Source organism: Deinococcus alpinitundrae, assembly GCF_009982895.1.
In the GTDB taxonomy this organism is placed as follows: Bacteria; Deinococcota; Deinococci; order Deinococcales; family Deinococcaceae; genus Deinococcus; species Deinococcus alpinitundrae.
Map to the genome: position 1 here is coordinate 119,421 of NZ_WXZL01000001.1, position 26,355 is coordinate 145,775.

The following is a 26,355-nucleotide window of genomic DNA, read 5'->3' on the forward strand; positions in this document are numbered from 1 at the left end:
GACTCACAAAATCCCAGGGATTAAATTCTGTGCATGACAGAAGAAGGTGTGCTTCAGCTTATCGCGGCCCATCAGTTAACCGAGCACACCCAGGTTATTCTCGAATTGCTGCGCCCTGCCGTTTACTTCACCCTGGGCGCGGCGGGCGAGGGCCTGGCGCACAGCCGCCTGGGAGGTCGTCCTGATCTGCCCGCCGAACTGGACTGGCCCAGCGACGAAGACGGCGCTCCCCTGACGCCACTCCTCCAGCTCAGCTTGCAAGACATCCCGGTGTTTGCGGGCAATCCCTTTCCCAGCAGCGGACTGCTCAGCGTCTTCGTGGGACTGGACGAATCTGCCTGGGACGTGCCGCAGCGTGTTTTTCTGTTCGAAGCCGAATCGGTTCTCGCGCCCCGTCCGCTTCCCGAGAACGCCCGCACAAGCGACATGCTCAGCGAGGTCGTGCCCCACCACCTCAAGCTGGAACTGGGCATGGACCTGCCACGCTGGGCAACGGCCCAGGAAGACCGGTTGACCCAGGCCATGAGCAGCGAACAGCAGAGTCAGTACTGGGCGCTGCTGCGGGAACTGGAACCCAAGGGCACGGTGGGCCGCCTGCTCGGTTACGCGGCAGGCATCGGTCATGACCCCCGCCAGGACGCCTACATCTCCCGCGAGGTGCCCGGCATGGGGGTCGACGATTTCGCCCGGCGTGTCGAACTGGACCTGAACCTGGCCGAGCATTGGCAGCACTTGCTGACGCTGAATTCGATCAATGCCCTGGACCTGATCATCTGGGACGCGGGCTACCTGCAATTTCTGATCAAGGACAGCGACCTGGCCACCCTTGAGTTTGGGCAGATCTACGCCGCCGTGGAAACGAGTTGAGCGCTCATCCCAAGGGCAGACAGATCCTGCTGTTTGACTTCACCGGCCCCCTCTGGTTCCGGCGCAGCCCGGCCCCACATTCCTTCGTGACCGTGCCGCCGAGTGGAGGCCGCGACCCCCGATCTCAAGGCAGCGGTACTGGTTCCCTGCGGCTGGGGCATGCTTTGCGAATAGCCGAGCAGAGTTGCTAAGCTCCTCCCGTGAACACCATCAATGTGAGCGGCGCAGGCCTCAGCTTCGCCGTCCTGGCGGCGGCTCTGATTCTGGTGCTGGGCGTCTGGCGCAAGCGGCGCGATCTGGGGATGCGCGGCATGTGGGGCACGCTCGGTACGCTGGCTCTGATCAGCCTGTGCGAAGCGCTGCTCGTTTCGCCAGGCTTCATGGGCCTCTCAATGCTCGCGGATGGAGGCTTTGTCGGTTTGGCCCTTTTCAGTCTGCTCAATCTGGCCCTCGCCTTCATGCCGCTTTACGTCGCGGCCAACTGGGTCGAGGTGATTCTGCGTCAGACACGGCCCCCGGCTGAACCCTAACGCTTGCGCTTGGCTTTCGGCGGCGCAGGCGCACCCCAATCACCGAGTTGCTCGGCACTGACACCCAGGGCCAGGAGTGCAGCGCTGTCCTGCGGCGTGAGCCTCGCCTGCGGCAGCAGATCGGGGCGGCGCGTGAGCGTGCGCTCCAGCGCCTGACCCCGCCGCCAGCCCTCAATGGCCGCGTGGTTGCCGCCCAGCAGCACCTCCGGCACCGCCTGACCCTGCCACTCGGTGGGCCGGGTGTACTCCGGGTAGTCGAGCAACCCGCTGGAGAAGCTGTCCTGCCGGTGACTCTCCTCGTCGCCGATCACCCCCGGCACCAGACGGCCCACCGCTTCCAGCACGCAGGCGGCGGCGGCCTCCCCGCCCATCATGACGAAGTCGCCCAGGCTCAGTTCGCGGGTGACCAGTGAGTCAGTACGGGCGTCGAAGCCCTCGTAGCGGCCACACAGCAGGGCGATGTGGCGCTTGCCGGAAAGTTCCTCGGCGGTGCGCTGATCGAAGCGCGGCCCGGCGGGCGAGAGCAAAATGACCTCGTCGGGCGGGTCCTCCGCCTGCAGGGCCGTCAGCGCCCGCTCCACCACGTCCACCCGGATGACCATGCCCGCGCCACCCCCGTAAGGCGTGTCGTCGACTTTGTGGTGCTTGTTGGCCGCGTAGCTCCGCAGATCAATCAGGCGGTAGTCGAGCACTCCTCTCTCCCGCGCCTTGCCCAGCAGCGCTTCCTGGGTAAAGGGCCGCAGCAACTCGGGAAAGAGAGTCAGGACGCTGAAGGTGAGCCGGGCCGGGGTGGGTCCAGTCGCGGTAGGCGCATTCTCGGTGAAGCTAGTCGCGTGCCTCACCGCCGTCTTCTTCTTCCTCCGGGTCTTCTTCAACCGCGTCGTCGGCCAGCAGCCCTTGCGGCGCGTCCTCGGTCAGCACGATGGACGCACCGCGTTCGACCAGCACGTAAGGAGCCTGGAGCGGAATCAGGCCGCCGCTGGTCTCTGAGCGCACCACCAGCAGGTCCTGATGCCCGGCGTCGGTCACGTCCACAACCTCGCCCAGCACTGTTCCCTCGGCGTCCCGGACCGGCAGGCCACGCAGCTCGTGGTAGTAGTACTCGCCTTCCGGCAATCCCGGCAGTTCGCGGTCGTGGGCGTAGACCTGCCGCCCGCGCAGGCCCTCGGCGGCGGTGCGGTCGGTGATGCCCACCAGCGTCAGGGCCGGACCCGCGCCGTGCAGCTCATACTTCGCCACCCGCGTCCAGCCCAGGCCCTCCACATAGAAGCGCTTGAGTTTGGCGAGCTGCTGCGCCGAGCCGACGACCCGCAACTTGATGGCCCCGGCCACCCCGTGCGGCCCCAGCAGGGTGCCGATCAGGGTGGTCTGGTCGGGAGCCGATCCGCTCGGCACGCTCACCGCTCGCGGCGCGGCGCGTCGAGGTCCACGCCGAGCTTGCCCTGCGGATCGGCAGCGCGCACCAGCGTGCGAATGGCGCTGATGACCCGGCCCTGCCGCCCGATGACCCGGCCCTCCTCGCCGCCCGCGACCCGCAGCATGATGGTGGGACCGCGCAGGGTGGCCCTTACGGCGGCAGGCTGATCAACGACGCTCTGCGCCAGAAACAGCGCCATATTCACGGGATCACTCATGCCCGCATTCTAGCGCAGCCCTTCTTGCCGGGAAATGACGCCGGGCCGCTGGGCAGCAACCTAAAAGCAAAAGCCGCCCCACAAGGAGACGGCTTTTGTCAGCTGTGCTGAAGTGTTAGAACTTCACGCCCTGCGACTTGAGCAGGCGGCGGGCCGTGTCGGTGGCCTGCGCTCCGTTGGCGAGCCAGTGCTGGCTGCGCTCCACGTTCACCTTGATGTAGTTCTCGGTGGTCTTGCGCGGGTCGTAGTGACCCAGGTTCTCGATGTAGCCGCCGTCGCGGGGGCGGCGGGCATCGGTGACCACGATGCGGTAGTGGGGGTTGTGGGCCGAACCAAAGCGGGAAAGGCGAATCTTGACCATGTGAGTGTATTCCTTGGAAGGTTGAGGGTAATGCTTCCGCTTTTCCTCGGCGGGCCACGCTCGTGGCGTCGTTTACGCCCGTCAGCAGCCAGCCGGAGCGCACCGCAGGAGTGTATCAGATGGGTGCCGCCGCCAGCAAGGGGCAACCCTAGCCGGGCCGGGCGCGTACCCTGGAGCGTGACGACCTTATGAACTGGCCTTTCGTGGTGTTCTTGCTGGCGTGGCTCGTCGGCATGGTAGGCACTTTTGTGCCGATTGTTCCGGCCACCCTGATCATCTTTGCCGGCGCGCTGGCCGCCACCTTCCTCGGCGGCTTTCAGGCCTGGCCCGACCTGCCGTTTCTGATTACTTTCGGTGTGCTTACGCTGCTGATTTCCATGGTCGACAACGTGTCCTCGGCCTGGGGCGCGCGGCGCTTCGGCGGCAGCAAACAGGCGGCCTGGGGAGCCTTGATCGGCGGCCTGGTGGGGTTGTTCATTCCCTTCGGCCTGATCGTGGGGCCGCTGCTGGGCGCGCTTCTGGCCGAACTGCTCGTCGTCAGGAAGCCCCCGCTGGCCGCACTCAAGTCCGCCTACGGCACGGTGCTGGGGGTACTGGGCGGCGTGGCGGCCAAGTTCGTGCTGCACCTTCTGATCGGTCTGTGGGAATTGTGGCGGCTGTGGAACCCGGCGGGGAGCTTGCTGTGACCCCCACCGAATCTCTGGTCCTCTACTCGCGCACCGGTTGCCACCTCTGCGCAGACGCCGAGGCCACTCTGGAAGCGCTGGGACAACCGTTTGAACGCATCGACATCAGCGGCAACCCCGAACTGGAGCGCCTCTACGGCTGGGACGTGCCGGTACTGACGCGTGGCGGGGCTGTGATGGCCAAGGGCGTGTTGGGCCGGGCACGGCTGCGACAGGTGCTGGAATTGTGAGACGCTGCCCCGTTCCTCACGCCGGGGGCTTAAACTGATTCCGACTTATGCATCCAGTCTTCTTACAAATCGGCAACTTCTCGATTGCCTGGTACGGCGTCCTGATGACGCTGGGCATTTTCATCGGGGCCGTCATCGGCACCCGGATGGTGCGGCGGCGCGGCCTCAACGAGCAGCTCTTTTCCGACATGATCCTCTGGCCGCTGGTCGTCGGGTTCATCGGCGCGCGGCTGCTGTTCGTGGCAACCTCCTGGGAATTGTTCAGCGACAAGTCGGGCCTCGCGCTGCTCTACGACATCATCAACATCCGCCAGGGCGGCATCAGCATTCACGGCGGCCTGATCGCGGGCGTGGGCATGCTCTATTACATGGCCCGGCGCCACCGCGTCAACTTCTACCAGTACGCCGACATGTTCGTGCCGGGCATCGGCTTTGCCATCGTGGGCGGGCGGCTGGGCAACATCATGAACGGCTCCGACACGGTGGGGCGCGTCACCGACTGGGCGGTGGGCTACCGCTGGCCCGACTGGGCACGCGGCTTTCACGACGCCATGTGCAACCCCGCCACCGAGGAAAATCTGGTGCAGTACTGCAAGACCATTGGCGGTCAGCAGGTCATGACCGCCCCGGTGCATTTCACCCAGGTCTACGGCATCATCATCGGCATCATCTTGATCATCGCCTCGGCCTTCTGGATGCGCTCGCGCCACCCCGGCTGGGCCTTCTGGCAGTTCTGGCTGTGGTACAGCATCCTGCGCGCCGGGTGGGAAGAGACCTTCCGCCTCAATCCCCTCTCGCCCAACCTCTACCTCAACGAGGGCCTCAGTAACCCCGGCATCGGCCTGCTGACGCTGACCCAGGTGCTGAGCATCCCGCTGGTTCTGCTGTCCATCTACATGCTGTGGCGGGTAGCACGGCAGCCGGAAATTCCGTTCGGGCAGCCCGCTCCAGCCGCCGGTCAGCCGATCAAATCGGAGACGGAGCGGAGCTGAGCCGTACCGGAACCGAACACCACGCAGAGAGCCGCGCCGCCGGAATTGATCCTGGCGGCGCGGCTCTTGTATGGCCACTCCAGGGTTGCAGCGCACCTGACCCGCGTCCAGCGCCCGGCAGGTAGACTAACTCCATCCCATGACCCTGCCAACACCCATTTTTCATGATCTGCCCGCCGCGCGCCCGCTCGACGTGGTGATTCTGGCTGCCGGAGCCGGAACCCGGATGCGCTCGACCCTGCCCAAGATGCTGCACGAGGTGTGTGGCCGCCCGATGGTCGCCTGGGCCGTCAAGACCGCCCATGACCTCCAGGCACGCGACATCGTGGTCGTCACCGGCCACGGCGCGGCGCAGGTGGAGGCTGCCCTCGCGCCCAGCGCCGTGCGCTTTGCCCGCCAGGACCGTCAGCTCGGCACCGGACACGCTTTCCTGCTGGGGGCCGCCGAGCTGCGCGGCGACGCCGACGTGCTGGTGCTCTACGGCGACAGCCCGATGCTCAGCGTGGACACCTTGAATGCCATGCGTGCTTTTCACCTCCAGGAACACAACGCCCTGACGGTACTCTCCAGCGAGTTGCCCGACGCCACCGGTTACGGACGCATCGTGCGCGGCGAGGGTGGCCAGGTCGAGCGCATCGTGGAGCAGAAAGCAGCCAGTCCATCGGAGTTGCGCCTCACCGAGTTCAACTCGGGCGTGTACCTGATGGACGCCCGCGCCCCGGAACTCACTGCCCAGATCGGCAACGACAACGCCGCTGGCGAGTATTACCTGACCGATCTGCTGGCCCTCTACCGCGAGCAGGGCAGCCGGGTCGCCGCCTTCAAGATTCCTGATCCCAGCGAGGTCATGGGGGCCAACGACCGGGTGCAACTCGCCGAACTCGCCCGGCTGATGCAGCGGCGCATCAACGAACGCCATATGCGCGCCGGAGTGACGCTGCGCGACCCGGCCACCAGCTACATCGAGGACACCGTGCTCATCGCCCCCGACGTGGTCATCGAACCCGGCGTGGTGCTGCGCGGCCAGACCGAGATCGCGTCCGGCGTGGTGGTGGGCGCGTACAGCCACCTGAGTGACAGCCGCCTGGCCGCCCAGGTGCAGATCAAGCCGCACAGCGTCCTGGAGAGCGCGGTGGTGGGCGCAGCCAGCGACGTGGGACCGTTCGCCCGCCTGCGTCCCGGCGCGGTGCTGGAGGAGGGCGTGCATGTCGGCAACTTCGTGGAAGTCAAGAACAGCCGCCTCGCCAGCGGCGTCAAGGCCGGGCATCTGGCCTACCTGGGCGACGCCAGCATCGGGGCTGAGAGCAACATCGGGGCCGGGACCATCATCGCCAACTTCGACGGCCTGAACAAGCACCGCACCGAGATCGGGGCTGGGGCCTTCGTGGGCAGCAACGCCACCCTGATCGCGCCGCTGACGCTGGGCGACGCAGCCTTTGTGGCGGGCGGCAGCACGGTCAGCAGCGATGTGCCCCAGGGCGCGATGGCCGTAAGCCGCAGCGTGCAGCGCAACGTCGAGGGCTGGAGCCTGCGCTACTGGCGCCAGCTGGCGGCCCAACCGGAGAGCCAGCTGGCCCGCAAGCTGCCCTGGCTGGCAAGCTGGCTCACGCGCCAGAGCTAGAGCGGCAGTGAATCTGTGCAAGCTGAGCGCGTCTTCAAAGCTTCTTTATGTTGGAGTCTTAGACTGTCTTTGTTACATCCAGTTGGAGCTGGGGCGCGTATAACCAGTTGAAGCCTTTCCCCTGCTGCACTTACCCTCTCACATCAACGCGCCTGTGGGCGCTCAAAGGAGCTTTATGGGACCGATAGAACTGATTCTGATCGTGCTGGTCGTCGTCTTGCTGTTCGGGGCCAAGAAGATTCCTGAGATCGCCAAGGGCCTGGGCCAGGGCATCAAGGAATTCAAATCCACCAGCAAGGACACCACCGACACCACAGTCATCACCCCACGCCGCGACAGCGACGTCTAAACCGGGCGCGGGCCATGACCAAACTCAACGCCGACGCCAGCGCCCCGATCTTTGACCATCTGGAAGAACTGCGCCGCCGCATCATCTATAGCCTGCTCTTTTTGGTGATAGGTGCCGGGGTGGCCTGGATGAAAGTACCGCAGATCATCCTGCTGCTCAAAGAGCCGCTCACCTACACCAACTTGTACAAGAACCATCAGCTGCAACTGGTCGCCACCGGTCTAACCGAGCAGCTCATCTTCAGCTTTACCATCGCCCTGTGGGCGGGGCTGGCGCTGGCGTTGCCGTTTATCCTGCATCAAGTGTGGCTCTTCATCGCGCCGGGGCTGTATCCCAACGAGCGCAAGTACGGCGGTCCCTTCATCGTGGGTGCGGGCCTGAGCTTTCTGGCGGGCATGGCTTTTTGCTACTACATGATCCTGCCGCCGATGGTCAAGTTTCTGGTCGACTTCCTGAACGGCACCGTCGGGGCGATCTTCTCGATCGGTCAGTACATGGGCCAGATCATCACGCTGCTGATCTCGTTCGGGCTGTGCTTCGAGATTCCGATTCTGGCGGTCATCCTGACGCGCATCGGCATCGTCAACCACGTGACGCTCGGCAAGGTCCGCAAGTACGCTTTCCTGGTCTGCCTGATCCTGGCAGCCATCATCACCCCCACCCCCGACCCGATCAACATGAGTATCGCTGCCGCGCCGCTCTACGTGCTCTACGAACTCGGCGTGCTGCTCTCGCGGGTCTTCCGGGTGCGTCCTGAGGCTTCGCTGGAGTCGGGCAACCCCGTCTGATCCCGGTTCGCCGTTCCTGGACACCCGCTCGAAAAACCTGTCAATTGACTAGTGCGCCCCGCCTCCTGGCCGGGCGCGCTTTTTACACTGTAAAGATGAATCACAACGATTTGCCTGTGCCGGACGACGTGGGAATCAGCTCGCCCGCCAGCATCGAGGGCCTGCGCGCCCAGATCGATCTGATCAACGACGACCTGATTCGCTTGATCTCGCGCCGCGCCGAACTGGCCGCCGAGATCGGCCATGTCAAGACCCTGGAAGGCCGCCCGCACCACTACGACCCCGCTCGCGAGGAGCGTCAGCTCAAGTACATCGAGGAGGTCAACCCCGGCCCCTTCTCGGCGGCGGCCCTCAAGAGCATCTTCAAGGAGATTTTCCGGGCCAGCCTCGACCTTGAGGAAGCCAACGACAAGAAGCAATTGCTGGTCAGCCGCAAGGTACAGAGCGCCGACACCGTACTGGACATCAAGGGGGTACGCATCGGGGGCGACGCGCCGCCCATCATGATCGCCGGGCCGTGCAGCATCGAGGGCGAGGAGATGATGGAGGCCACGGCCTCGTTCCTGGCCGCCAAGGGCGTGAGAATTTTGCGTGGCGGGGCCTACAAGCCGCGCACCAGTCCCTACGGCTTTCAGGGCATGGGCATCGACGGTCTGATTCTGGGCGCAGGCGCGGCACGCGACCACAACATGCTGTTTGTCACCGAGGTGATGGACACCCGCGACGTGGAAGTGGTGGCCGAGCACGCCGACATCTTGCAGGTCGGGGCCAGAAACATGCACAACTTCGCCCTGCTGCGCGAGGTGGGCCGCAGCGGCATGCCGGTGCTGCTCAAGCGCGGCTTTGCCGCCACCATCGAGGAGTGGCTTTACGCTGCCGAGTACATTCTGGCCGAGGGCAACAAACAGGTGATGCTCTGCGAGCGCGGCATCCGCACCTTCGAGAAGTGGACCCGCAACACCCTCGACCTCTCGGCGGTGGCGCTGGCCAAGCAGGAAACCCATTTGCCGGTGCTGGTGGACGTGACCCACGCGGCGGGGCGGCGCGACCTCTTAATTCCCCTGGCGAAGGCGGCCCTGGCGGTGGGCGCGGACGGCCTGCACGTCGAGGTGCATCCCAGCCCCGCCACGGCGCTCAGCGACAACGAGCAGCAGCTCGACTTCGCCGGGTACGAGGCGTTCGAGGCTGCCCTGAAGCCGCTGATGGGCGCGCTGAACGTCAAACTCTAAGCCACTCCAATAAGCGGGCCGCCCCAGTCAGAGGGCGGCCCGCTTCCCGTTGCCCAAGACTTCAGCGCACGGCCGCTACGCCCACCACCGCGCCCATCTGCTCGTAGGCCCACTTCAGCAACGCCTCAGTCTGCTCCCAGCCCACACAAGCGTCGGTCACCGACACGCCGTACTTGAGGTCGGCATGATCCGCTGGAATGCTCTGCTTGCCTTCAAACAGATTGCTCTCCAGCATCAGGCCGATCAAAGCGTCGTTACCGGCCACCCGCTGCGAGATCACGTCGTGCCAGGCGTCGAGCTGCTTCTCGAACTGGTAATTGCTGTTGTGGTGCGAGCAGTCCACGACCAGACCCGCCGTGACCTTCGCATCGGCCAGCAGACCCAGGGTTTCCTGCACGTGCTCGGCAGCGTAATTGGGGCCGAAGCGCCCGCCGCGCAGAATCACGTGGCCGTCAGGGTTGCCACGGGTCGAGACGACAGCAGCCTGCCCCTCGTCGGTGATGCCCAGAAAAGTGTGCGGCTTCCCGGCGCTGACGATGGCGTCCACCGCCAGCTTAATGTTGCCGCCGGTGCCATTCTTGAAGCCCACCGGGGCCGAGACACCGCTGACCATCGCCCGGTGCGTCTGCGACTCGGTGGTGCGCGCGCCGATGGCTCCCCAGCTGAGCTGGTCGTCGATGTACTGCGGCACGAACGGATCGAGCAGCTCGGTGCCCACCGGCACGCCGAGTTCGTTGATCTTGAGCATCAGGCGGCGGGTCATCTTCAGGCCCAAGTTGAAATCATTCTGGCCGTTCATGTGCGGGTCGTTGAGGTAGCCGCGCCAGCCGACGGTGGTGCGCGGCTTGTCCATGTAGACGCGCATCACGATCTCCAGCCGGTCGGCGTACTGGGTGCGGAGATGGGCAAGCCGGGCGGCGTATTCCAGCGCCTGCGCCTCGTCATGGATGCTGCACGGCCCCACGATCAGCAGCAGCCGCGGGTCTTGCCGGTGCACGATGCGCTGCACGTTTCGGCGAGCGCGGGTCACGGTCTGCTCGGCCTGCGACGTCAGCGGCAGCTCGGCCTTGAGGTCACGCGGCGAGGTCAGCGGGTCGAAACGCGACACATGGGTATTGGCGATGACGGGTTCTGAAACGGCTTGGGCTGGAACGGCTCTTTCTGACATGGCTCTCCCGAATGAAAAACCCCGCGCCGGAGTGGATTCCGGGCGGGGAAACAGACGCAGCGCGTTCTAGGCCCGGACCATACCGAACCAATAAAAAAACGTCGCCTGGCTGAACATGCTGCTCACTGTACGCGGCGGCGGCGAGGCCGTATGCAGGCCGGACTAGACTACTGATCTCCGCACAACCTACGCCAGCCAGCCGGGCCAGTTCTGAAAATCCGGAACGACCAGCGCCGCGCCCGCCGCCAGCAGCGCCGCGTCCGTCTGGGTGGTGCTGAGTGCTACCACCGCGCAGCCCGCCGCTGCTGCGCTCATCACACCGCTGACCGCGTCCTCGTGGGCCAGGCAGTGCCGGGGGTCGAGGCCGAGCCGCGCCGCCCCAAGCTCGAACGGCTCGGGGTGGGGCTTGCCGCGCATCACGTCCTCACCCAGAATCCGCTGAGGGAACCGCTCTGAGAGGCCCAGCGCCTCCAGCCCGAACTCGACATTGATTCTGTCGGCGCTGGTGACCAGGGCGTAGGGAATCTGCCGGGCCGAGAGCACGTCGAGGTAAGCACTCAGGCCCGCCACCTCGCGCAGCGCCCCGCGTGCCAGGGCGCGGTAGCGCTCTTCTTTGGCAGTATGAAGAATCATGGCTTCCTCGGGGCTGGGCGGGCGTCCGGTCAGGCGCTGCATGATCTCAGGATTGCGCCCGCCGTCCACCTTGGTGTCGAGGTCATCCTCGGTCAGACTCAGGCCCATATGTGAGAGGGCCACCTCGCGCCAGGCCTGGCGGTGAAAGACGTTGTTGCTCGTCAGCACGCCGTCCATGTCGAACAGCACGCCCGCCGGAGTGAAGGGGAATGAAATGGAAGAAACCATGCGCGGATTCTAGAGCGTTTGACGCAAAAGATTCCTCACTTTCGCATCCGAGCGGGAGTGAGCGGGCAGGCCCTCTACAGGTGTCACTTTGCCCAAGACAGCGGTGTTGACTGGGCGCTTTCGCCAGGCAAGGTGACGGCCAAACGCTCCAGAGTCATCCACCACCCTTGCGCTGAGATCAACGAACGCTCAGCAGCGTACCGGTCGGCGAGTACTCGGCCACTGTGGCAGTGTCGCTGGCCGGGGGCGTCGCCTGAACAGCGAGTGAACCGGATGCGGGCAAGCGCATGGTCACCAGCGTGCCGAGCGACACGCGCGGCGGATACACGCCCGGCGTGGCAGCCACGAAGCGCAGCAGCGGCGCGGTTCCCTGCTGGGCCGCGTAGCTGACCCTGGCCGGGTGGTACGGCTGGGTCAGGTCGGTGTTGGCCACGCTGGTCAGCACGGTACCCGCCTTCACGTCCACTGTGACGGTGGCCGCCCAGGTCAGGCCGTCGGGGGTATCGGCGGGAACACTGAGCACCAGCACCCCACACAGATCGGGCGTCACGGTCTGCACCTGGCTGGGCGTCACCAGTTGCGCTGCCTCGGCCACCTGCAGCGGCCCCGGCAGATCGCCGAGCCAGGTGCGTAGCGCCCCCAGCCGCGCCCGGCTCTCGCCGCCAAGGGTGCTGGGCTGGCCCGACAGTTCGGCCTGCACCGCCGTCTGGAGCGCAGCCACCCGCGTGTTGAAACTCAAAATCTGCGCCGCCACGCTGCGGGGCGCGGGCGTTGACTGGCAAGCCGTCAGCACTCCAATCAGCATCAGGGGAAGAACGACTCTCAAGCGGCGCATGTCCTGCGTACCAGCCTAGCTTGCCGGGGGGTGTATCTCAATACTTTGGGGGTGAAGGCGGCCTCACTCTTCAGCAAAGGCGGGTCGTTACTGCCCTCTCTGGTGGACTCTTCGAACTTTCGGCAGGCTCGGGTTCGCAGCAGCCGTTTCAAGCGCTGCGGCAAATGTGAATCATGAGCAAAAGGATACTTGGAAGCTGGATCCCACTTGCGCCTCCCGTGCCAAACAGCCAACTCAGAAAAGTCGTAAGTGAGAAAGCAAATGAGAATTATGGCAGTAGCTCAAGATTTCCCCGAGCATGAGGAGAGGCTTTAGTTGCCTTTTTTGACGTATCCGACAGCAGAAACCCAACCTTAAGACGAGGGTGAATAGGGGAAAGTTAAAGGGCTGATAAACTTCAAGGCGTTAATGAATGCCTTCAGAATGTTCCTGACCGTAGTTGCCCTGAGCGGCAGCGCTGCCGCCGCCACCTACACCGTCAGAGCCGGAGACACCATTTCAAGCGTGGCGCAGCGAAGCAACTTGCAGCCGCAAAAGCTGATGCAGCTCAATGGTCTGAAGACTACGACCCTGCAAGTCGGCCAGAAGCTCAACGTGGGCACGGGCAGCGGCAAGGCCATCGTTGCCGCCGCTCCCACCTCGGGCGGAAACACCACCATTCGCACTGCAGCACTGCGCTTTCTGGGCATCCGCTACGCGGCGGGCGGCAGCAGCAACTGGGGACTCGATTGCAGCGGCTACACCCAGGCCGTCTACCGCTCGATGGGCGTCTCGCTGCCCCGCACCGCCGCCTCGCAGTTTCGCAGCGGCTACGCGGTGGGCCGCAGCAACCTGCAAGCGGGCGATCTGATGTTCTTCAACACCATGGGCCGGGGCGTGTCGCATGTGGCGATTTATCTGGGCAACGGCAGTTTCGCCAACGCCAACAGCTATTACGGGCGCACCATGATCGACAACCTCTCCAACCCCTACTGGTCGAGCCGCTACATCGGTGCCCGCCGGGTGATCTAAGTGCAGGATCGGCTCCTCCCAAGGTCCTGGACGCATGCGCCCGGGACTTTTTTGCTGCCCTGGGGCCTCTAACAATAAACTGACCCTCATCTCCCCACCGATGCAGGCTGTATCTTGGGTCAAGCTAAGATAAGCACGGCGGGCCTAAACTTTGCCGGGATGAAGGAGAAGAATTGATGCAAGCGGCCAGAATTCGCGTGATCGGCCTGGGTGGAGCAGGAAACAACGCCGTCAACCGCATGATTGAGTCGGGCCTGGAAGGCGTGGAATTTATCGCCGGAAACACCGACGCACAGGTGCTGGCCAAAAGCCACGCCGAAGTCCGGATTCAGCTCGGAGACCGTCTGACACGCGGCCTGGGGGCCGGGGCCAATCCCGAGGTGGGCGAGAAAGCGGCGATGGAAGACCGCGAGCGCATCAAGGAGTACTTAGAGGGTACCGACATGCTCTTTATCACGGCGGGCATGGGCGGCGGCACCGGCACCGGCTCGGCTCCAGTGGTAGCCGAGGTCGCCCGTGAGATGAACATCCTGACGGTGGGCATCGTCACCAAGCCGTTCAAGTTTGAGGGGCCGCGCCGCAGCAAGGTCGCCGAGGACGGCATCCTGAAGTTGCAGGAGCGCGTCGACGGCATGATCGTCGTCAACAACGAAAAACTCCTGACTGCCGTCGACAAGAAAGTTTCTATCCGCGACGCCTTCCTGATCGCCGACCGGGTGCTGTACTACGGCGTCAAGGGCATCAGCGACGTGATCAACGTGGAAGGCATGATCAACGTGGACTTTGCCGATGTGCGGAACCTACTCTCAGGCGCAGGCGCGGTCCTGATGGGCATCGGCTCGGGGCGGGGCGACAAGCTGGCCGACGAGGCCGCCGCCAGCGCCATCAACAGTCCGCTGCTTGAGCGCGGCGTCGAGGGCGCGCGACGCATCCTGGTTAACGTGACCGGCGGCTACGACCTTTCGATGAACGATGCCCACGAAATCGTCGAGAAGATCCGCGACGCCACCGGCCACGAGGACCCCGACATGCTGTTCGGGGTGTCGTTCGACGAGAATGCGGGCGAGGAAGTGCGCGTGACCGTCATCGCCACCGGCTTCAACGAAACCCAGAACGCCCTGGGCGGCGGGCGGCTCGACCCGATTCCCTCCACCTCCTCGGTGCGGACCTCACGTGGCCAGAGCCACTACGACCCCAAGGACTACGACATCCCAGCCTTCCTGCGCCAGGTGGACCGGGGCTAAGCTCCCCCAGCCCTCACTTCTGACTCCCCGGCTGCTGGACAGGGCCGGGGGGTTTTCGTGTCGCCTGCTAGACTTCCCGCATGACCGATACCGAGACCATCTACAGCGGGCGCATCGTGAGCCTGGACGTGCAAGACGGCCAGTGGGAGATCGTGCGGCACGCGCCTGCCGTTTCGATCCTGCTGCTCAACGCGGCGGGCGAGTTGCTGTGCGTGCGTCAGTTGCGCCGCGCTATCGACGCCTACACCGTGGAAGTCCCGGCGGGGTTGATCAACGAGGGCGAGACCCCTGAGGCCGCCGCCCGCCGCGAACTCCAGGAGGAAGCGGGCCTGGACGCCGACATGACGCTGCTGACCCGCTTTTATTCCAGCCCCGGCTTTTGCGACGAGGAGTTGTTCATCTTCCGGGCCGCGAACCCCCGCGAGTCGCGGTTGCCGATGGACGACGACGAGGACATTGAGGTGCTGTGGCTCAAACCCGAGGCGCTGCTGCGCGGGCTGCGCGACGGCTCGCTGAAGGGCAGCGCGGCCACCGTGACGGCGGCGCTGCTGGCCCTCACCGGTGCGCCGCCCGCTCCTAACATGGGCCGCACGGTCGACCAGCAGGGCGGCGACCAACAAGGTGGGCACGCAGGCGAGCAGCAGGGTCGGCACTGATTTTGAAGACCTACCTCTCAGCCAGCCAGCGCCCCGACACCGCGACCGCCGTGGCCATCGGTTCCTTCGACGGCCTGCACCTGGGGCACCAGGCACTGCTGGCCCGCCTGCGCGAGCGTGCCCGCTTTCACCACGTGCCGAGCGTGGTCTACACCTTCGACCCGCCGACCCGGGTGCTCACCCAGGGCGTCGAATTTCTCTCGACGCTGCCGGAAAAGCTCGAACTGCTCTCTCGCTACGGGGTCGACGAGGTGATCGCCGTGCCGTTTACCGCCGAGTTCGCAGCCCGGCCCAAGAGCGACTTTCTGGACGATCTGCGAAGCCTGCGCCCGCTGGCGGTGGTGGTCGGCGAGGACTTCCACTTCGGCAAGGACCGGGGCGGCAGCGTGGACGACCTGCGCCAGATCACCCGCGACGTGACGGCGCTGCCGATGCACAGTCTGGGCGGCGAGGACATCAAGAGCACCCGCATCCGCGAATTTTTGCGCGTCGGCGACGTGGATGGCGCGCGGCGCTTTTTGGGCCGCCACTACAGCGCCCAGGGCGTGGTGGTGCAGGGCGATCAGCTGGGACGCACCCTGGGCTTCCCCACCGCCAACGTGCAGGTGGCCAGTGGCAAGGCGCTGCCACGGGGCGTGTTCGCAGTGCGGGTGCAGGTCGAGTCGGGCGGCGTCACCGAGACGTACGGCGGCATGGCCAACGTCGGTACCCGGCCCACCGTGAATGGCCTGGAGACACGCTTTGAAGTTAACCTGCTGGACTTCGGAGACGACCTCTACGGCAAGGAACTGCAGGTCAAATTCTTTCACTTCATCCGCGCCGAGCAGAAATTCGGCGGCCTGGACGAACTTAAGGCCCAGCTTCTACGCGACCAGGACACGGCGCGGGCACTGCTGGCGGAAGTGTAGACCCCCTGGAAGCCACTTTGATGGCGCACCCAGGGGGCCTGGCTGCCTTCAGCTCGGTTCGATCAAGCCGTAATGGCCATCTTTGCGGCGGTAAACCACCCCACACGATTGGGTGGTCATGTTCATGAACACGTAAAAGTCGTGGCCGAGCGCCTCCATCTGGGTCACGGCGTCCTCGGCGGACATCGGGCGCATGTCGAAGCGCTTCTGACGCACGATCTCGGGTTTGAATTCACTCACGTCGTCGCCGCTGACCTCGTTTCCGGGCGTGGTCGACTGGGCCTCGATCGGCGCGTCGAAGCGGTGGCGCATGATGCGGGTCTTGAATTTGCGAAGCTGGCGCTCCAGCACGTCACCAGCCTTGTCGATGGCAGCGTACATGTCCGAGTGGTGCTCCTCGGCGCGAATAATGCCGTTGGGCACATTGAGCTGAACCTCGACGCGGTTGCGGCGCGCGGCGTCTCTCACATCGCGCACGGTGAGGGTCACGCGGGCGTCGGTGATCTGACCGCTAAACCGGTCGAGCCGCGTCAGCTTGCTCTCCACGTAGTCGCGCAGGGCGTCGGTCACGTCAACGTTGCGTCCGCTCAGCTTGTAGATATGCACAAGGTCACCTCTTTCCCGGTCAGAAGTTGGAGTGAACGTGAATTGTCGGCTCCTGCCGGTGACCCTATGATAAGCCTCAAGTCATGAGAGCGTCAGGCAAAAAGGCACGGCATCCGCTCAGGGAAAAGAAGATACTGGAGAGCGGTATGAAGGCGCACACTCAGGACAATGTGGCGGGGCCAGTCGAGTCACCTGCCGCCGCACCCACAGCTCGGGTGCAGGCCGTCAGCCGTGACGGCGCGCACCGCTTCAGCAAGGTCGTGCAGCCCGCCGTCCGCTTGCTGGCGGGCTTGGGCGTTGAGCATGACGCGCACTCGGGCGTCAGGGTGCAGCACCGCTCGCGGGTGGCCGCCGATCCCAGTCAGCCGAATCTGCGCCAGGTTCACCTGATTGCCGCCGAACTGTTTGACGAGTTGGCCGTGCGGGGCTTCAGCGTCGGGGCCGGGCAACTCGGCGAGAACGTGACCACGCGCGGTCTTGACCTGCTGGCTCTCCCGGTCGGCACCCGGTTGCAGCTCGGCACGGAGGCAGTGGTCGAGTTGACCGGACTGCGCAATCCCTGCGCCCAGATCGAGGCGTTCGGATTGGCGCAGGGGCAAAGCGGACTGCTGGCCGCCGTGCTGGACTGGGACGCCGCCGGGCAGCTGATTCGCAAGGCGGGCGTCATGGGGGTGGTGCTGGTGGGCGGTGAGGTGCGGGCGGGCGACTCTGTGCGGGCCGAGCGGCCTCCCCTGCCCTGGCAAGCGCTGGAGCGGGTCTAGCCACCCCCCCTGCGTCGGTCCGGATTCACCGCTTCCAGCAGCGCCGAGACGCCCTGCACCGGGGTCAACTCGCCCGCGTTCACCCCTGCACGCACCCGGCCCAGTTCAGCCGCGTCGAGCCGGGAGGCCAGGGCCTGCCAGGCGGCCTCACGCAGCAATTCCTCGAACCACTGGCCGGTTTGCGCCTGGCGACGAGCCTGCACCCTTGCTCCGTCGGCCACGCAGGCCTGCACCACCGCCCAGACCTCATCCAACCCCGCCCCAGTGAGTGCCGAGGCAGCCAGCACCCGCGGCTGCCAGGAAGCCGAGCGCGGGGTCAGCAGGTGCAGGGCCGCGGCGAGTTCGCTTTTGGCCCGCCGGGTCGCTGCCGCATCGAGGTCGGCTTTGTTGACCACGCAGAGGTCGGCCAGTTCCATGATCCCGCGCTTGATGCCCTGGAGTTCGTCTCCGGCGTTGGGCAGGGTCAGCAGCACGAACACGTCGGTCATGGCGGCTACCTGAGTCTCGCTCTGGCCCACACCCACCGTCTCGATCAGGATCACGTCGTGGCCCGCCGCCTCGCACAGCAGCGCCGCCTCGCGGGTGCGCCGGGCCACGCCGCCGAGCGCACCGCTGCTGGGACTGGGCCGGATGAAGGCCCCCGGATGCACCGCCAGCTTGGGCATGCGGGTCTTGTCGCCGAGGATGCTGCCGCCGGTGCGCTGGCTGCTGGGATCGACCGCCAGCACCGCCACCCTGTGCCCCGCGTCGGCCAGCCGCAGCCCCAACGCCTCGATAAAGCTGGATTTGCCCACCCCCGGCACCCCGGTCAGTCCCACCCGGACGCTGCGCCCGGTATGCGGCAGCACTTCGGCCAGCAGGCGCTGGGCTTCCAGTAGATGTTCGGGCCGCGACGACTCGGCCAGCGTGATGGCGCGGGCCAGGGCGCGGCGGTTTCCCGAGCGCAGCGGCGCGGCGAGGGGATAAGCGGGCATAGGGCCAATCATAGAGAACGCCCCATACCCGCAGGGCCGAACGTCGGAAACGGATTCTTTCCCAGGGCTAGGGCATAAACAGCTGCCAGCGCCCCTCGGGGACGACTTCAGCGGTGCCGTCCATCACTTTGATGGCGGTCTGATGGTCAATCGCGTGGGTCGGCACCGGAACTCCGGCGGCCATTCTCACCACATGGGCCGTGGAACTTTCCGGGTGGTTCCGATGATCCAGGTGCGGCAGGAGCGCAAAGTCGACCAGTCCCCGGCCTTTACCGATGACGAAGGGCGGCTCCGGGTCGTCGCAGATCTCGCCGAAGATGGGAGCCGTCACCATACTCCCGGCGCTTATCCCAACATAAATGGACTCGCGTAGGGACGGTAGCAGGTTAGCCAGTCTGGACTCCTGCATCAAGCAATTCAAGTACCAGACGTCGTTGTACACCAGCAGGGCGTCAGCTTGGCAGTGGTCCAATCCTCTTTTTTGATACTGGGAAGGGCCGTGACTTCCAGCACAACCAGCAACTTCCACCCCAGTTCATATATGGGGTTGGCGGTCGATCCGCTGATGAAGCGGTAGGCGCAGGCCCGCCGGGGAAGGGAGAGATCACCGTGGGGATGCACAGGGCATGGGCCTCGGCAACCAGTTTGCCCAGCAGCCCGACCAGCGCGCCATGAATGCTCGCGTTGCTGCTCCCAGCGGAAGTCAGAAGTAACTTCACGATGCTATCCCCGGCGCTGCAGCAGGGTAAACAGGTGGCGTCAGCAAGATCTTGCCGCTATGCTGGACCGTGCGGTCATCCAGAGCAGATATTTGCTCACTCTGGCATTGAGGAGCGGAGCATGGACGTCACAGGGCGGCTGCGGTGTGATGAGGTCTGTCCAGCCTAACCAATCGAGGAGAACAGATGTTTAAGCCGCAATTATTGTTACGTCAATAGCAGAAAATACCGCCATTTTATGCTAATTCTGATTTGGAGACGTCTCAGAGACAAAAGGCAAAAGAGACAGCACCACAACGGCAAGCGGCAACGCCTCTCTGTGCGCTGCCGCCGGTCGCGTCCAAAGTGGCACTCAGCCCTGGGTGTAACCAGTGGCACGCCATCCACAGCCACTGCGGGTGAGATTGATGGTGCCGCCGAAGGTGCCGCCGACCTTCTCACCGCTGCTGCGCTGGGTGGCGCTGATCTTGACGCTGCCGCTGACCTTGGCGCTGCCACCGCTGATGCTGACCCCGCCCACGGTGACGGTGTAGCTGATGCCGCTGTAGACCGCGCCGTAGGCTCCCGCCGCGTCACTCAGGCCCGAGGATGCCGCGCTGCGGGCGGTGGCGCGCGCCGAGGCCACGTCCTGCTCCTGGGTCAGGTTGCACTCGGCAGGCGCGCTGCCCGCGTACTGGACGCTGGTAGCGTCAGCCTGCTTGGGATCGGGCACCATGCTGCCTTGCAGGTTTTCGACGCTGATGCGGTAGTTGATGCCCAGCGCCAGACGCGGCCCCGGCACCGTCACCAGCGACGAGCGGATGAACTGCGCTCCGGCCTCAAGGTAGCCCTCGACCGGCAGCAGCGGCGTGCTGTAGCGCACGCCCGCGCCGACACTGGCCGCCAGCGATCCGGACGGCAGGGTGTCGATGCCGCCCAGCAGGTACAGATTGAGGTTGTTGAACTTGGCCACGTCGTAGCTCACGCCCGCGCCGAACGAAGCGCCGCTGGCGTTCTGGGCATTGCAGTACGACGCCTGGCCGTACACGCTGATGCGGTCCGATTGCACGCCTGCGCGCACGCCGACGATCTGGCAACCGAGCGCAGCGCTGGTGTTGAGGCCCAGCCGGATGTCGGCGGCGTGGGCGGACGGGGCCGCAAGGGCGGAAGCGAGAACAGTCAGGGTGAGAAATTTGCGCATGGACTTCTTTGTAGCATTGCCGAACGTGTGACAGTGAAGAGACCCGTCACGGCGAAGCGACCTGGCCGGGGCACTCCCAATGCACCTTGTATTCCACACTAATCCGAGTAAAATGATCGGGTTTATGGGAGACGTGACGCTCGATACCCTCAAGCCCGGCGCGGCGGCGCACGTGGTCGCCCTCGATGCCCGGCATCCGCTGCGCCGCCGCCTGCTCGAACTTGGTTTCATTCGCGGTGCCAGGGTTGAGGTAATGCGCTTCGCGCCGCTGGGCGACCCGGTACACCTGCGGCTGGGACGCACCGACCTGGCGCTGCGGGCCGCCGATCTGCACGGTGTGACGGTGCGGGCCGTGCAGGGGGGCGTGTGACCGCTTCCCCGCCCCCCTCACCGCGCCTGCCGACTGCGCCGCGTGTAGACGAGGTCGCCTGCGCCGCCACCGTCGCCCGGCTGCGCGCCCACCGCGAGCCGCGTGTGCTGGTGGTTGGCAATCCCAACACCGGCAAGTCCACCCTGATCAATGCGGTGGCCGGCACCCACCTGAAAGTCGGCAACTGGTCGGGCGTCACCGTGGAAAAGCGCGAGGCGCACCTGAAGCGCGGCGAGCAGACGATTCACCTGCTCGATCTGCCCGGCGCGTACTCGCTCTCGCCGCACACGCCCGAGGAACTGATCACCCGCACGGCCCTGCTCGACGAGGCCCCGGACGTGCTGCTCAATGTCGTGGACGCCGGAAACCTGGAGCGCAATCTGTATCTCACCTTGCAACTGCTCGAATTTCGGGTGCCGCTGACCATCGCCCTGAATCTGGTGGATGAGGCCCGAAACAAGGGACTGGAAGTGGATGCGGGCGCGTTGAGCGCGCAACTCGGCGTGCCGGTGGTGGAGACGGTGGGCGTCAAGTCGCTCGGCACGGCGGGTCTGCTCGACGCCACCCTGAGCGGCGCGCAGGTGGGCGCGGTGCTGCGCTACCCCGACGCCATCGAGGCCGCCGCTGCCGAACTGGAGGGGCGCATGGTCAATCTGAGCACACTGCCGCCGCACGCCCACCGCTACCTGGCCCTCTCACTGCTGGAAGGCGATCCGAGCTTGCGGGGCCGCCTGAGCGCCACCGGCCACACGGATTTGCTCGACGCTGCCGATGCCCACCGCGCCGCGCTCGAACTCGCGGGCCTTGATCCGCTGATCGAGATTGCCGAGGCCAGATACGCCCGCGCCGGGGAGATTGCCCGGCTGGCCGTGCCGCAGGCCGAACTCAAGCTGACCCTCACCGAGAAGCTCGACAAGCTGGCGCTGCATCCCTGGCTGGGTATTCCCATTTTTCTGGCGCTGGTGCTGACGGTGTTCCGGCTGACCTTCACGGTGGCGGCTCCCTTCGTGGATCTGATCGGCGGTCCCTTGCAGGACGTGGCAAGCGGCTGGGCGGCGGGTCTGCTGGGTTGGGCACCGCTCTTGAAAGATATCGTGGTGGGCGCGATCATTCCCGGCGTCGGCACGGTGCTGAGCTTCCTGCCCACCCTGCTCGTCCTGTATCTGGCCATGAGCTTTCTCGAAGATTCCGGCTACATGGCCCGCGCCGCCTTCCTGGCCGACCGCAGCATGCGCGGGCTGGGGCTGGACGGCCGGGCCTTCATCCCGCTGATCCTGGGCTTCGGCTGCAACGTGCCTGCCGTGTACGCCACCCGTACGCTGGAGCGCAAATCGGACCGGGTGCTGGTCAGCATGATCTTGCCGTTCATGAGCTGCTCGGCCCGGCTGCCGGTCTACGTCATCTTCTCGGCGGCGCTGTTTCCCCACGCGGGCGCGTGGATCGTGTGGAGCATGTATGTGCTGGGCATGGCGGTGGCGTTCGCCTTTGCCTGGGTGCTGCGCAAGACCTCACTTCCGGCGGAAGGCAGCGGCGTGCTGCTGGAGTTGCCGCCGTACCGGTTTCCGGCCTGGAAAGTCATGTGGACCCACGCCGCACGCCGCACCGCCAGCTTTGCCAAGCGGGCACGCACCACCGTGCTGGCGACCGTCGCTGTGGTCTGGGTGCTGCTCTCGATTCCCGCCGTCAGCGGGCAGGCTTTCGGCGAGGTGGCCCCGGCCCAGAGCCTCTTCGGGCGGGTCAGTCAGGCCATCAGCCCGGTGTTCGCGCCGCTGGGCTTCGGCAACTGGCAGGCCACCGGGGCGCTGGTGCCGGGATTCATCGCCAAGGAAGTTGTCGTGGGCACGCTGGGGCAGATTTATCTGGGCGAGGAGGCCAAGCGGGCCGCGCCGCTGGGCTTCGCCCAAGGCGTCGAGCAGACGGCGCTGGCGACCTGGAACGCCGTGAAAACCTCGGTGCAGGCGCTGCCCACCCTGATCGCGCTGCCGAGCTTCGGAGCCGACTCCAGCGCTGAGCAGAAGACGCCGCTGGCCGCCGCCCTGGCCAGGGCCTTCACGCCCGCAGCGGGGCTGGCGTACCTGGTGTTCGTGCTGCTCTACACCCCCTGCGTCGCCACCATCGGAGCCATGCAGGCTGAGCACGGGCGGCGGGTGGCCTGGCTGACAGTGGCCTATGAGATGGGCATCGCCTGGGTCGCAGGCCTGATCGTGTACCAGATCGCGAGGCACTTCCTGTGACCTCTCCCCTGGCGACCATCCTTGGCAGCCTGGCGGGCACGCCGCGCACCCTGCCGGAACTCTCGCGCAGTCTGGGCAGCAGCCCGCAGGCGCTGGAGGGGATGCTGCAAACCCTCTACGCTGGGGGCTACGTGCAGGAGGCCGTCCAGAACCAGGGCGACTGCTCGTGTAGCGGATGCAGCTTGAAAAGCATGTGCCGCAATTTCGGTGACGAGACGCCCGAATTTCACCTGCTGCGGCTGACCGAGCGCGGCGAGAAGTACCTGAACCGCATTGCTCCGCAGCCTGTACCCTGACGGCGTGCAACTCACTGTCCTGTCCACCAGTCTCAGTCCCCAGAGCCGCAGCCGGGTGCTAGCGCGACTTGCTGCCGAGCGGCTCAGCGCACAGGGCCACCACATCACGCTGCTGGACTTGCGCGACACGCCGCTGCCCGCCTTCAACGACGACCAGACCTACCAGCACCCCAACGTCCAACTCTACCGACAGGCCATCGAGCAGGCCGACGGGGTGTTGCTGGCGTTGCCGGTCTACAACTGGGCCACCGGCAGCGGGGCGAAGAACCTGATTGAGCTGACGGGTTCGCACAGCACCACGCGTGGCCTGAGTGCGGTGTGGTTCGACAAGATCGTGACCTTTCTGGTGGCGGGCGGCCTGATGCACAGCTACGTCTCGCATCACCCGCTGGCCATGGGCCTGATGACCGACTTCAAGTGCCTCCTCAATCCGTACCATGTTTATGCGATTGGAGAAGACTGGGAGGGCGACACGCTCAAGCCGCCAGTTGAAGCGCGGCTGGACAAGACGCTGGCGGTGGCGCTGGAACTCTCGGAAAGATAAGATTGCGGGGCCGCGAGTACCGCTCCACCTGGGAGATGTGAAGCCCGCCGTCACTGCCCCCGGCCCAGCAGCCGCCCGGCGCTGAGGTCAAGCTGCACCTTGCTGCTGAGGATTTCGCCGCTGAGCAGATCGGTCCAGTCGCCGTCCGGCAGGGTCAGCGTCACGGGTTCGGGCGTGCGTGAGGCCAGCGCCAGCACCGCCTCGGTGTGGCCGCTCCCGGCGGTGTACTCGCGCACGAAGCCGACCGCGTCCGGCGTTTGCAGCACGAAACGCAGGCTGCCTTGCTGCAAGGCCAGCGAACGGCGGCGCACCTGGATGAGCCGCTGCACCTCGGCCCGCAACCCGGTGTTCCAGTCGGCCTCGTCCCAGGGCATCGAGGCGCGACACCAGGGCATCGCACCTGGCTCGGTCTGCGACAACCCGATCTCGGTGCCGTAGTACAGGCAAGGGACGCCCGCGTAGGCCAGCAGCAGGGTCAAGGCGGCGCGCAGCTTGCGGGTGTCGCCGCCGAGCCGGAACAGCGCACGGGGAATGTCGTGCGAGTCGAGCAGATTGAACATACTCAGCGCCACCTGCGGCGGCAGGGCGTGGTAAGTGTCCGAGAGCAAGGTGCAGAGTTCCTCACCACCCAGACGGCTGGGCGTGAAGGTGTAACTGTGCCCCGAGAGCCACTGCATCAGCGGCAGGCCGAAGCCGTGGTAGTTCATCGCCCCGTCCTCGCCCTGGCCGTCCAACGCCGCTTCCGGGTCGAAGAAGCGCTCGCCGAAGACGTAGGCGTCATGCTTCTCAGCGCGGGCTGCCCGCTTCAGCGAACGGTGCAGTTCGAGGTTGCCCTCGTCGGTGCCGCCCTTGCCGATCATGTGGGCCACATCGAGCCGCCAGCCGTCAGCTCCCCGGCGCAGCCACTCGCGCACCACGCTCGTTTCCCCCGCCAGAAACTCCTGCTCGGCCTCGCCGCTCAGGTAATCGAGCTTGGGCAGGGTCGGCACGTCGAAAAAGGCGTGGTAGGGCAGCTCGTGGCCCTCGCGCCAGGTAAACATCGCTCGCTCACGTTCCTGCCCCGCCAGCGCCGCTTGAAAGAGCGCGTGTTCGTTGCCGACATGGTTGAACACCCCGTCGAGCACAACCTTGAAGTCGGCGGCGTGGGCGGCCTGCGTCAGCGCATCGAAGGCCGCGTCACCACCGAGATGCGGGTCGACGTGGCGGTAATCGGAAATGTCGTAGCGGTGGTTGCTGGGCGAAACGAAAATCGGGGTCAGCCACAGGGCGTTGACGCCGAGGTCGGCCAGGTAAGGCAGCGCCTCCTGAATGCCGCGCAGGTCGCCGCCGTAATGGGCGTGAACATCGCCCTGCTTGTCAATCGGCGCGCCCCAGGGCCGGGTCTCGATGGAGCGGCCCTGGTACTCGTACTCACCCTCACGCACGTTGTTGGCCGGATCGCCGTCGCGGAAGCGGTCTGGGAAAATCTGATAGAAGACGCTCTGCCAGGCCCACTCGGGCGCGACATGCCCGGCCAGGTACGGAAACCAGCTGCGAAAGCCGCGCCGCCCGTGCGTCAGGCCCGCCGCCGTCAGGTTGAGGTGATCATCCGGCAGCCGCAGTTCCCAGGCGTAGCGCACCCTGGCTGCGTGAACCGGCAGTTCGGCCTCGAACCACTGGCCCTTCCCCGAGAAGGCGGCGAGGGTGACGGGGCGGGCTGGGAGGTACTCGATCTCGCCCACCCGCACGACTTTCAGCGACACGCCGGTGACGGGCAACGCCGTCCAGACACGCACGGTGACATGCTCACCCTGCGGCAGCCCCAGGACGGCAGTAAAGGCGGGGGTGTGGTCGTGGCGGGCAGTGGTGGGATGCATCATCGGGTCAGGCTCCTGGGGTGCATGGCGAGCTTCAGGGTTGGGCTTCAGAACCGAGCGGCGCAGCAAAAACGGCACGCCTCCAGCAAGGGGAAGGTCGTGCCGCAGACGTGATCGGGCAAACGTTGCCTGTGAATTTGGCCCAGAGTAAAGCCGCAACCGGCCCGGATTCAAGCCTGCCCGGTTCGGGTCTCAGCGGCCCGCCGCGTAATACTCCGCATTCGGCACGAAGCCCAGGGCACTCGACACCCGGTTGGTCAGGTTGAACATCCCGATGACCTGCACCAGTTCCATGATCTGGTGGTCGCCGAGGCCCGCCGTCCGCAGCGGTTCCAGATCGGCCTGGGTCAGGCTGGCGGGATCGCGGGTGAGCTGCTCGGCGTAGCGGCACAACACAGCTTCGCGCGGCGTCAGCGGGGCCTGCCGCCAGTTGACGGCCACCGCGTCGGCCTTGGCTGCGTCCATGCCTGCGAGCCGCAGCGCCGCGCCGTGCGACACCGCGCAGTACAGGCAGGCGTTGATCGAACTCACCACCACCGCCACCAGTTCGCGCTCCTGCCCGCTGAGGTGGCCTTCCTTGTTGAGCAGCAGGTTGAAATAACTCCACCACGCCTGAAACTGCTCGCCGTTGAGCGCCTGCGCTTTGAAGACGTTCGGCACGAAACCCAGGTTGATCTGTGCTTTCTTCCACAGCTTGGCGACGCCCTCAGGCACTTCCGTTTCGGTGGGGACGGGCAGAAAAGAGATTCGGTCCGGAATTGTGGTCATGGCACGAGTCTAGACCGACATGCGGCTTTGTCGCTTCTTCAAGCGTTTGGCAGAGGCTAACCTGCTAGCCTACAGCC

At 65.6% G+C, this 26,355-nt stretch carries 31 protein-coding genes; 18 read left to right on the top strand and 13 right to left on the bottom strand.

Features of this window, described 5'->3' with window-relative positions:
- The first annotated feature begins 33 nt into the window (after window positions 1–33).
- Together GUI70_RS00600 and GUI70_RS00605 are read left to right on the top strand one after the other, a co-directional pair.
- Window positions 34–867: a DUF1963 domain-containing protein gene (locus tag GUI70_RS00600; protein WP_161880338.1), complete on the top strand. Its 834-nt coding sequence runs from the start codon at window positions 34–36 to the stop codon at window positions 865–867.
- Between the two features lie 200 nt (window positions 868–1,067).
- Window positions 1,068–1,397, top strand: a complete 330-nt coding sequence (locus tag GUI70_RS00605; protein ID WP_161880339.1) for a hypothetical protein — start codon at window positions 1,068–1,070, stop codon at window positions 1,395–1,397.
- On the opposite strand, the gene trmD is transcribed toward GUI70_RS00605, so the two are convergent.
- The 4 genes from trmD to rpsP form a co-directional block, all read right to left on the bottom strand.
- A complete protein-coding gene (gene trmD, locus GUI70_RS00610) occupies window positions 1,394–2,161 on the bottom strand; it encodes a tRNA (guanosine(37)-N1)-methyltransferase TrmD (RefSeq protein ID WP_237724637.1) in 768 nt (255 codons plus the stop codon). The two genes, GUI70_RS00605 and trmD, sit on opposite strands and share 4 nt — an antisense overlap.
- A gap of 61 nt (window positions 2,162–2,222) precedes the next feature.
- Complete coding sequence (gene rimM / locus GUI70_RS00615) at window positions 2,223–2,792, bottom strand: ribosome maturation factor RimM (protein ID WP_161880341.1); 570 nt, start codon at window positions 2,790–2,792, stop codon at window positions 2,223–2,225.
- Window positions 2,793–2,794: 2 nt separating this feature from the next.
- The gene (locus GUI70_RS00620) at window positions 2,795–3,031 is read right to left on the bottom strand and encodes a KH domain-containing protein (protein ID WP_161880342.1); all 237 of its coding nucleotides are present in this window, start codon (window positions 3,029–3,031) and stop codon (window positions 2,795–2,797) included.
- Window positions 3,032–3,146: 115 nt separating this feature from the next.
- A complete protein-coding gene (gene rpsP / locus GUI70_RS00625; RefSeq protein ID WP_161880343.1) occupies window positions 3,147–3,392 on the bottom strand; it encodes a 30S ribosomal protein S16 in 246 nt (81 codons plus the stop codon).
- Window positions 3,393–3,580: 188 nt separating this feature from the next.
- Here rpsP and GUI70_RS00630 point away from each other — a divergent pair, with 188 nt between their 5' ends.
- From GUI70_RS00630 to GUI70_RS00660, 7 genes are all read left to right on the top strand, one after another.
- Entirely contained in the window at window positions 3,581–4,078 is a 498-nt protein-coding gene (locus GUI70_RS00630; protein ID WP_161880344.1) for a DUF456 domain-containing protein, read from the top strand.
- Window positions 4,075–4,308 (top strand): glutaredoxin family protein, encoded by a 234-nt coding sequence (locus tag GUI70_RS00635; protein ID WP_161880345.1) that lies wholly within the window; start codon window positions 4,075–4,077, stop codon window positions 4,306–4,308. The genes GUI70_RS00630 and GUI70_RS00635 overlap by 4 nt, the downstream gene beginning before the upstream one ends.
- A 47-nt stretch (window positions 4,309–4,355) precedes the next feature.
- The gene (locus tag GUI70_RS00640) at window positions 4,356–5,300 is read left to right on the top strand and encodes a prolipoprotein diacylglyceryl transferase (protein ID WP_161880346.1); all 945 of its coding nucleotides are present in this window, start codon (window positions 4,356–4,358) and stop codon (window positions 5,298–5,300) included.
- A gap of 139 nt (window positions 5,301–5,439) precedes the next feature.
- Window positions 5,440–6,921 (top strand): bifunctional UDP-N-acetylglucosamine diphosphorylase/glucosamine-1-phosphate N-acetyltransferase GlmU, encoded by a 1,482-nt coding sequence (gene glmU, locus GUI70_RS00645; protein ID WP_161880347.1) that lies wholly within the window; start codon window positions 5,440–5,442, stop codon window positions 6,919–6,921.
- 175 nt (window positions 6,922–7,096) lie between these two features.
- A complete protein-coding gene (gene tatA, locus GUI70_RS00650) occupies window positions 7,097–7,270 on the top strand; it encodes a twin-arginine translocase TatA/TatE family subunit (protein WP_161880348.1) in 174 nt (57 codons plus the stop codon).
- Between the two features lie 14 nt (window positions 7,271–7,284).
- Window positions 7,285–8,058, top strand: a complete 774-nt coding sequence (gene tatC / locus GUI70_RS00655) for a twin-arginine translocase subunit TatC (RefSeq protein ID WP_161880349.1) — start codon at window positions 7,285–7,287, stop codon at window positions 8,056–8,058.
- A gap of 95 nt (window positions 8,059–8,153) precedes the next feature.
- Complete coding sequence (locus tag GUI70_RS00660) at window positions 8,154–9,287, top strand: bifunctional 3-deoxy-7-phosphoheptulonate synthase/chorismate mutase (protein WP_161880350.1); 1,134 nt, start codon at window positions 8,154–8,156, stop codon at window positions 9,285–9,287.
- Window positions 9,288–9,348: 61 nt separating this feature from the next.
- Here the strand turns inward: GUI70_RS00660 and GUI70_RS00665 are convergent, their stop codons facing one another.
- From GUI70_RS00665 to GUI70_RS00675, 3 genes are all read right to left on the bottom strand, one after another.
- The gene (locus GUI70_RS00665; protein WP_161880351.1) at window positions 9,349–10,455 is read right to left on the bottom strand and encodes a 3-deoxy-7-phosphoheptulonate synthase; all 1,107 of its coding nucleotides are present in this window, start codon (window positions 10,453–10,455) and stop codon (window positions 9,349–9,351) included.
- A gap of 186 nt (window positions 10,456–10,641) precedes the next feature.
- Window positions 10,642–11,316, bottom strand: a complete 675-nt coding sequence (locus GUI70_RS00670; RefSeq protein WP_161880352.1) for an HAD family hydrolase — start codon at window positions 11,314–11,316, stop codon at window positions 10,642–10,644.
- 178 nt (window positions 11,317–11,494) lie between these two features.
- Entirely contained in the window at window positions 11,495–12,151 is a 657-nt protein-coding gene (locus GUI70_RS00675; RefSeq protein WP_161880353.1) for a hypothetical protein, read from the bottom strand.
- 408 nt (window positions 12,152–12,559) lie between these two features.
- Between GUI70_RS00675 and GUI70_RS00680 the strand changes: the two genes are divergently transcribed.
- The 4 genes from GUI70_RS00680 to GUI70_RS00695 all read left to right on the top strand — a co-directional run bounded on the left by GUI70_RS00680 (window position 12,560) and on the right by GUI70_RS00695 (window position 15,970).
- Window positions 12,560–13,162, top strand: coding sequence for a C40 family peptidase (locus GUI70_RS00680; RefSeq protein ID WP_161880354.1), 603 nt, complete (start codon window positions 12,560–12,562; stop codon window positions 13,160–13,162).
- 176 nt (window positions 13,163–13,338) lie between these two features.
- Window positions 13,339–14,406, top strand: a complete 1,068-nt coding sequence (ftsZ, locus tag GUI70_RS00685) for a cell division protein FtsZ (protein WP_161880355.1) — start codon at window positions 13,339–13,341, stop codon at window positions 14,404–14,406.
- A gap of 80 nt (window positions 14,407–14,486) precedes the next feature.
- Complete coding sequence (locus GUI70_RS00690; RefSeq protein WP_161880356.1) at window positions 14,487–15,062, top strand: NUDIX domain-containing protein; 576 nt, start codon at window positions 14,487–14,489, stop codon at window positions 15,060–15,062.
- Between the two features lie 2 nt (window positions 15,063–15,064).
- Window positions 15,065–15,970 (top strand): bifunctional riboflavin kinase/FAD synthetase, encoded by a 906-nt coding sequence (locus GUI70_RS00695; protein ID WP_161880357.1) that lies wholly within the window; start codon window positions 15,065–15,067, stop codon window positions 15,968–15,970.
- Between the two features lie 48 nt (window positions 15,971–16,018).
- Here GUI70_RS00695 and hpf read toward each other — a convergent pair whose 3' ends face one another.
- Entirely contained in the window at window positions 16,019–16,576 is a 558-nt protein-coding gene (gene hpf / locus GUI70_RS00700) for a ribosome hibernation-promoting factor, HPF/YfiA family (RefSeq protein ID WP_161880358.1), read from the bottom strand.
- Between the two features lie 146 nt (window positions 16,577–16,722).
- Between hpf and GUI70_RS00705 the strand changes: the two genes are divergently transcribed.
- On the top strand, window positions 16,723–17,337 hold the full coding sequence (locus GUI70_RS00705) for an MOSC domain-containing protein (protein WP_237724607.1): 615 nt from the start codon (window positions 16,723–16,725) through the stop codon (window positions 17,335–17,337).
- Here GUI70_RS00705 and meaB read toward each other — a convergent pair.
- From meaB to GUI70_RS00720, 3 genes are all read right to left on the bottom strand, one after another.
- Complete coding sequence (gene meaB, locus GUI70_RS00710) at window positions 17,334–18,311, bottom strand: methylmalonyl Co-A mutase-associated GTPase MeaB (protein WP_161880359.1); 978 nt, start codon at window positions 18,309–18,311, stop codon at window positions 17,334–17,336. The genes GUI70_RS00705 and meaB overlap by 4 nt on opposite strands.
- Before the next feature lie 67 nt (window positions 18,312–18,378).
- The gene (locus GUI70_RS24180; protein ID WP_237724608.1) at window positions 18,379–18,720 is read right to left on the bottom strand and encodes a Type 1 glutamine amidotransferase-like domain-containing protein; all 342 of its coding nucleotides are present in this window, start codon (window positions 18,718–18,720) and stop codon (window positions 18,379–18,381) included.
- 662 nt (window positions 18,721–19,382) lie between these two features.
- The gene (locus GUI70_RS00720; protein WP_161880360.1) at window positions 19,383–20,210 is read right to left on the bottom strand and encodes a hypothetical protein; all 828 of its coding nucleotides are present in this window, start codon (window positions 20,208–20,210) and stop codon (window positions 19,383–19,385) included.
- 112 nt (window positions 20,211–20,322) lie between these two features.
- Here GUI70_RS00720 and GUI70_RS00725 point away from each other — a divergent pair, with 112 nt between their 5' ends.
- The 4 genes from GUI70_RS00725 to GUI70_RS00740 are packed head-to-tail and all read left to right on the top strand — an operon-like array spanning window position 20,323 to window position 23,654.
- The gene (locus GUI70_RS00725) at window positions 20,323–20,580 is read left to right on the top strand and encodes a FeoA family protein (RefSeq protein ID WP_237724609.1); all 258 of its coding nucleotides are present in this window, start codon (window positions 20,323–20,325) and stop codon (window positions 20,578–20,580) included.
- Window positions 20,577–22,814, top strand: a complete 2,238-nt coding sequence (feoB, locus tag GUI70_RS00730; RefSeq protein WP_161880361.1) for a ferrous iron transport protein B — start codon at window positions 20,577–20,579, stop codon at window positions 22,812–22,814. The genes GUI70_RS00725 and feoB overlap by 4 nt, the downstream gene beginning before the upstream one ends.
- On the top strand, window positions 22,811–23,110 hold the full coding sequence (locus tag GUI70_RS00735) for a FeoC-like transcriptional regulator (RefSeq protein WP_161880362.1): 300 nt from the start codon (window positions 22,811–22,813) through the stop codon (window positions 23,108–23,110). Before feoB ends, GUI70_RS00735 begins: the two co-directional genes overlap by 4 nt.
- Window positions 23,111–23,114: 4 nt before the next feature.
- Complete coding sequence (locus GUI70_RS00740) at window positions 23,115–23,654, top strand: NADPH-dependent FMN reductase (protein WP_237724610.1); 540 nt, start codon at window positions 23,115–23,117, stop codon at window positions 23,652–23,654.
- 50 nt (window positions 23,655–23,704) lie between these two features.
- Here GUI70_RS00740 and GUI70_RS00745 read toward each other — a convergent pair whose 3' ends face one another.
- Window positions 23,705–25,513, bottom strand: coding sequence for an alpha-amylase family glycosyl hydrolase (locus GUI70_RS00745; RefSeq protein ID WP_306468247.1), 1,809 nt, complete (start codon window positions 25,511–25,513; stop codon window positions 23,705–23,707).
- Between the two features lie 189 nt (window positions 25,514–25,702).
- The gene (locus GUI70_RS00750) at window positions 25,703–26,278 is read right to left on the bottom strand and encodes a peroxidase-related enzyme (protein ID WP_161880363.1); all 576 of its coding nucleotides are present in this window, start codon (window positions 26,276–26,278) and stop codon (window positions 25,703–25,705) included.
- Window positions 26,279–26,355 lie beyond the last annotated feature (77 nt).

Coding starts and splice junctions, on each gene's coding strand:
- GUI70_RS00675 (WP_161880353.1), bottom strand. CDS start 12,151: ATGCGCCGCTTGAGAGTCGTTCTTCCCCTGATGCTGATTGGAGTGCTG.
- GUI70_RS00600 (WP_161880338.1), top strand. CDS start 34: ATGACAGAAGAAGGTGTGCTTCAGCTTATCGCGGCCCATCAGTTAACC.
- GUI70_RS00745 (WP_306468247.1), bottom strand. CDS start 25,513: ATGATGCATCCCACCACTGCCCGCCACGACCACACCCCCGCCTTTACT.
- GUI70_RS00725 (WP_237724609.1), top strand. CDS start 20,323: ATGATCGGGTTTATGGGAGACGTGACGCTCGATACCCTCAAGCCCGGC.
- GUI70_RS00640 (WP_161880346.1), top strand. CDS start 4,356: ATGCATCCAGTCTTCTTACAAATCGGCAACTTCTCGATTGCCTGGTAC.
- rpsP (WP_161880343.1), bottom strand. CDS start 3,392: ATGGTCAAGATTCGCCTTTCCCGCTTTGGTTCGGCCCACAACCCCCAC.
- GUI70_RS00630 (WP_161880344.1), top strand. CDS start 3,581: ATGAACTGGCCTTTCGTGGTGTTCTTGCTGGCGTGGCTCGTCGGCATG.
- GUI70_RS00620 (WP_161880342.1), bottom strand. CDS start 3,031: ATGAGTGATCCCGTGAATATGGCGCTGTTTCTGGCGCAGAGCGTCGTT.
- glmU (WP_161880347.1), top strand. CDS start 5,440: ATGACCCTGCCAACACCCATTTTTCATGATCTGCCCGCCGCGCGCCCG.
- GUI70_RS24180 (WP_237724608.1), bottom strand. CDS start 18,720: ATGCAGGAGTCCAGACTGGCTAACCTGCTACCGTCCCTACGCGAGTCC.
- GUI70_RS00750 (WP_161880363.1), bottom strand. CDS start 26,278: ATGACCACAATTCCGGACCGAATCTCTTTTCTGCCCGTCCCCACCGAA.
- tatA (WP_161880348.1), top strand. CDS start 7,097: ATGGGACCGATAGAACTGATTCTGATCGTGCTGGTCGTCGTCTTGCTG.
- meaB (WP_161880359.1), bottom strand. CDS start 18,311: ATGCCCGCTTATCCCCTCGCCGCGCCGCTGCGCTCGGGAAACCGCCGC.
- GUI70_RS00690 (WP_161880356.1), top strand. CDS start 14,487: ATGACCGATACCGAGACCATCTACAGCGGGCGCATCGTGAGCCTGGAC.
- ftsZ (WP_161880355.1), top strand. CDS start 13,339: ATGCAAGCGGCCAGAATTCGCGTGATCGGCCTGGGTGGAGCAGGAAAC.
- GUI70_RS00660 (WP_161880350.1), top strand. CDS start 8,154: ATGAATCACAACGATTTGCCTGTGCCGGACGACGTGGGAATCAGCTCG.
- GUI70_RS00705 (WP_237724607.1), top strand. CDS start 16,723: ATGAAGGCGCACACTCAGGACAATGTGGCGGGGCCAGTCGAGTCACCT.
- tatC (WP_161880349.1), top strand. CDS start 7,285: ATGACCAAACTCAACGCCGACGCCAGCGCCCCGATCTTTGACCATCTG.
- GUI70_RS00720 (WP_161880360.1), bottom strand. CDS start 20,210: ATGCGCAAATTTCTCACCCTGACTGTTCTCGCTTCCGCCCTTGCGGCC.
- GUI70_RS00670 (WP_161880352.1), bottom strand. CDS start 11,316: ATGGTTTCTTCCATTTCATTCCCCTTCACTCCGGCGGGCGTGCTGTTC.
- GUI70_RS00680 (WP_161880354.1), top strand. CDS start 12,560: ATGAATGCCTTCAGAATGTTCCTGACCGTAGTTGCCCTGAGCGGCAGC.
- GUI70_RS00665 (WP_161880351.1), bottom strand. CDS start 10,455: ATGTCAGAAAGAGCCGTTCCAGCCCAAGCCGTTTCAGAACCCGTCATC.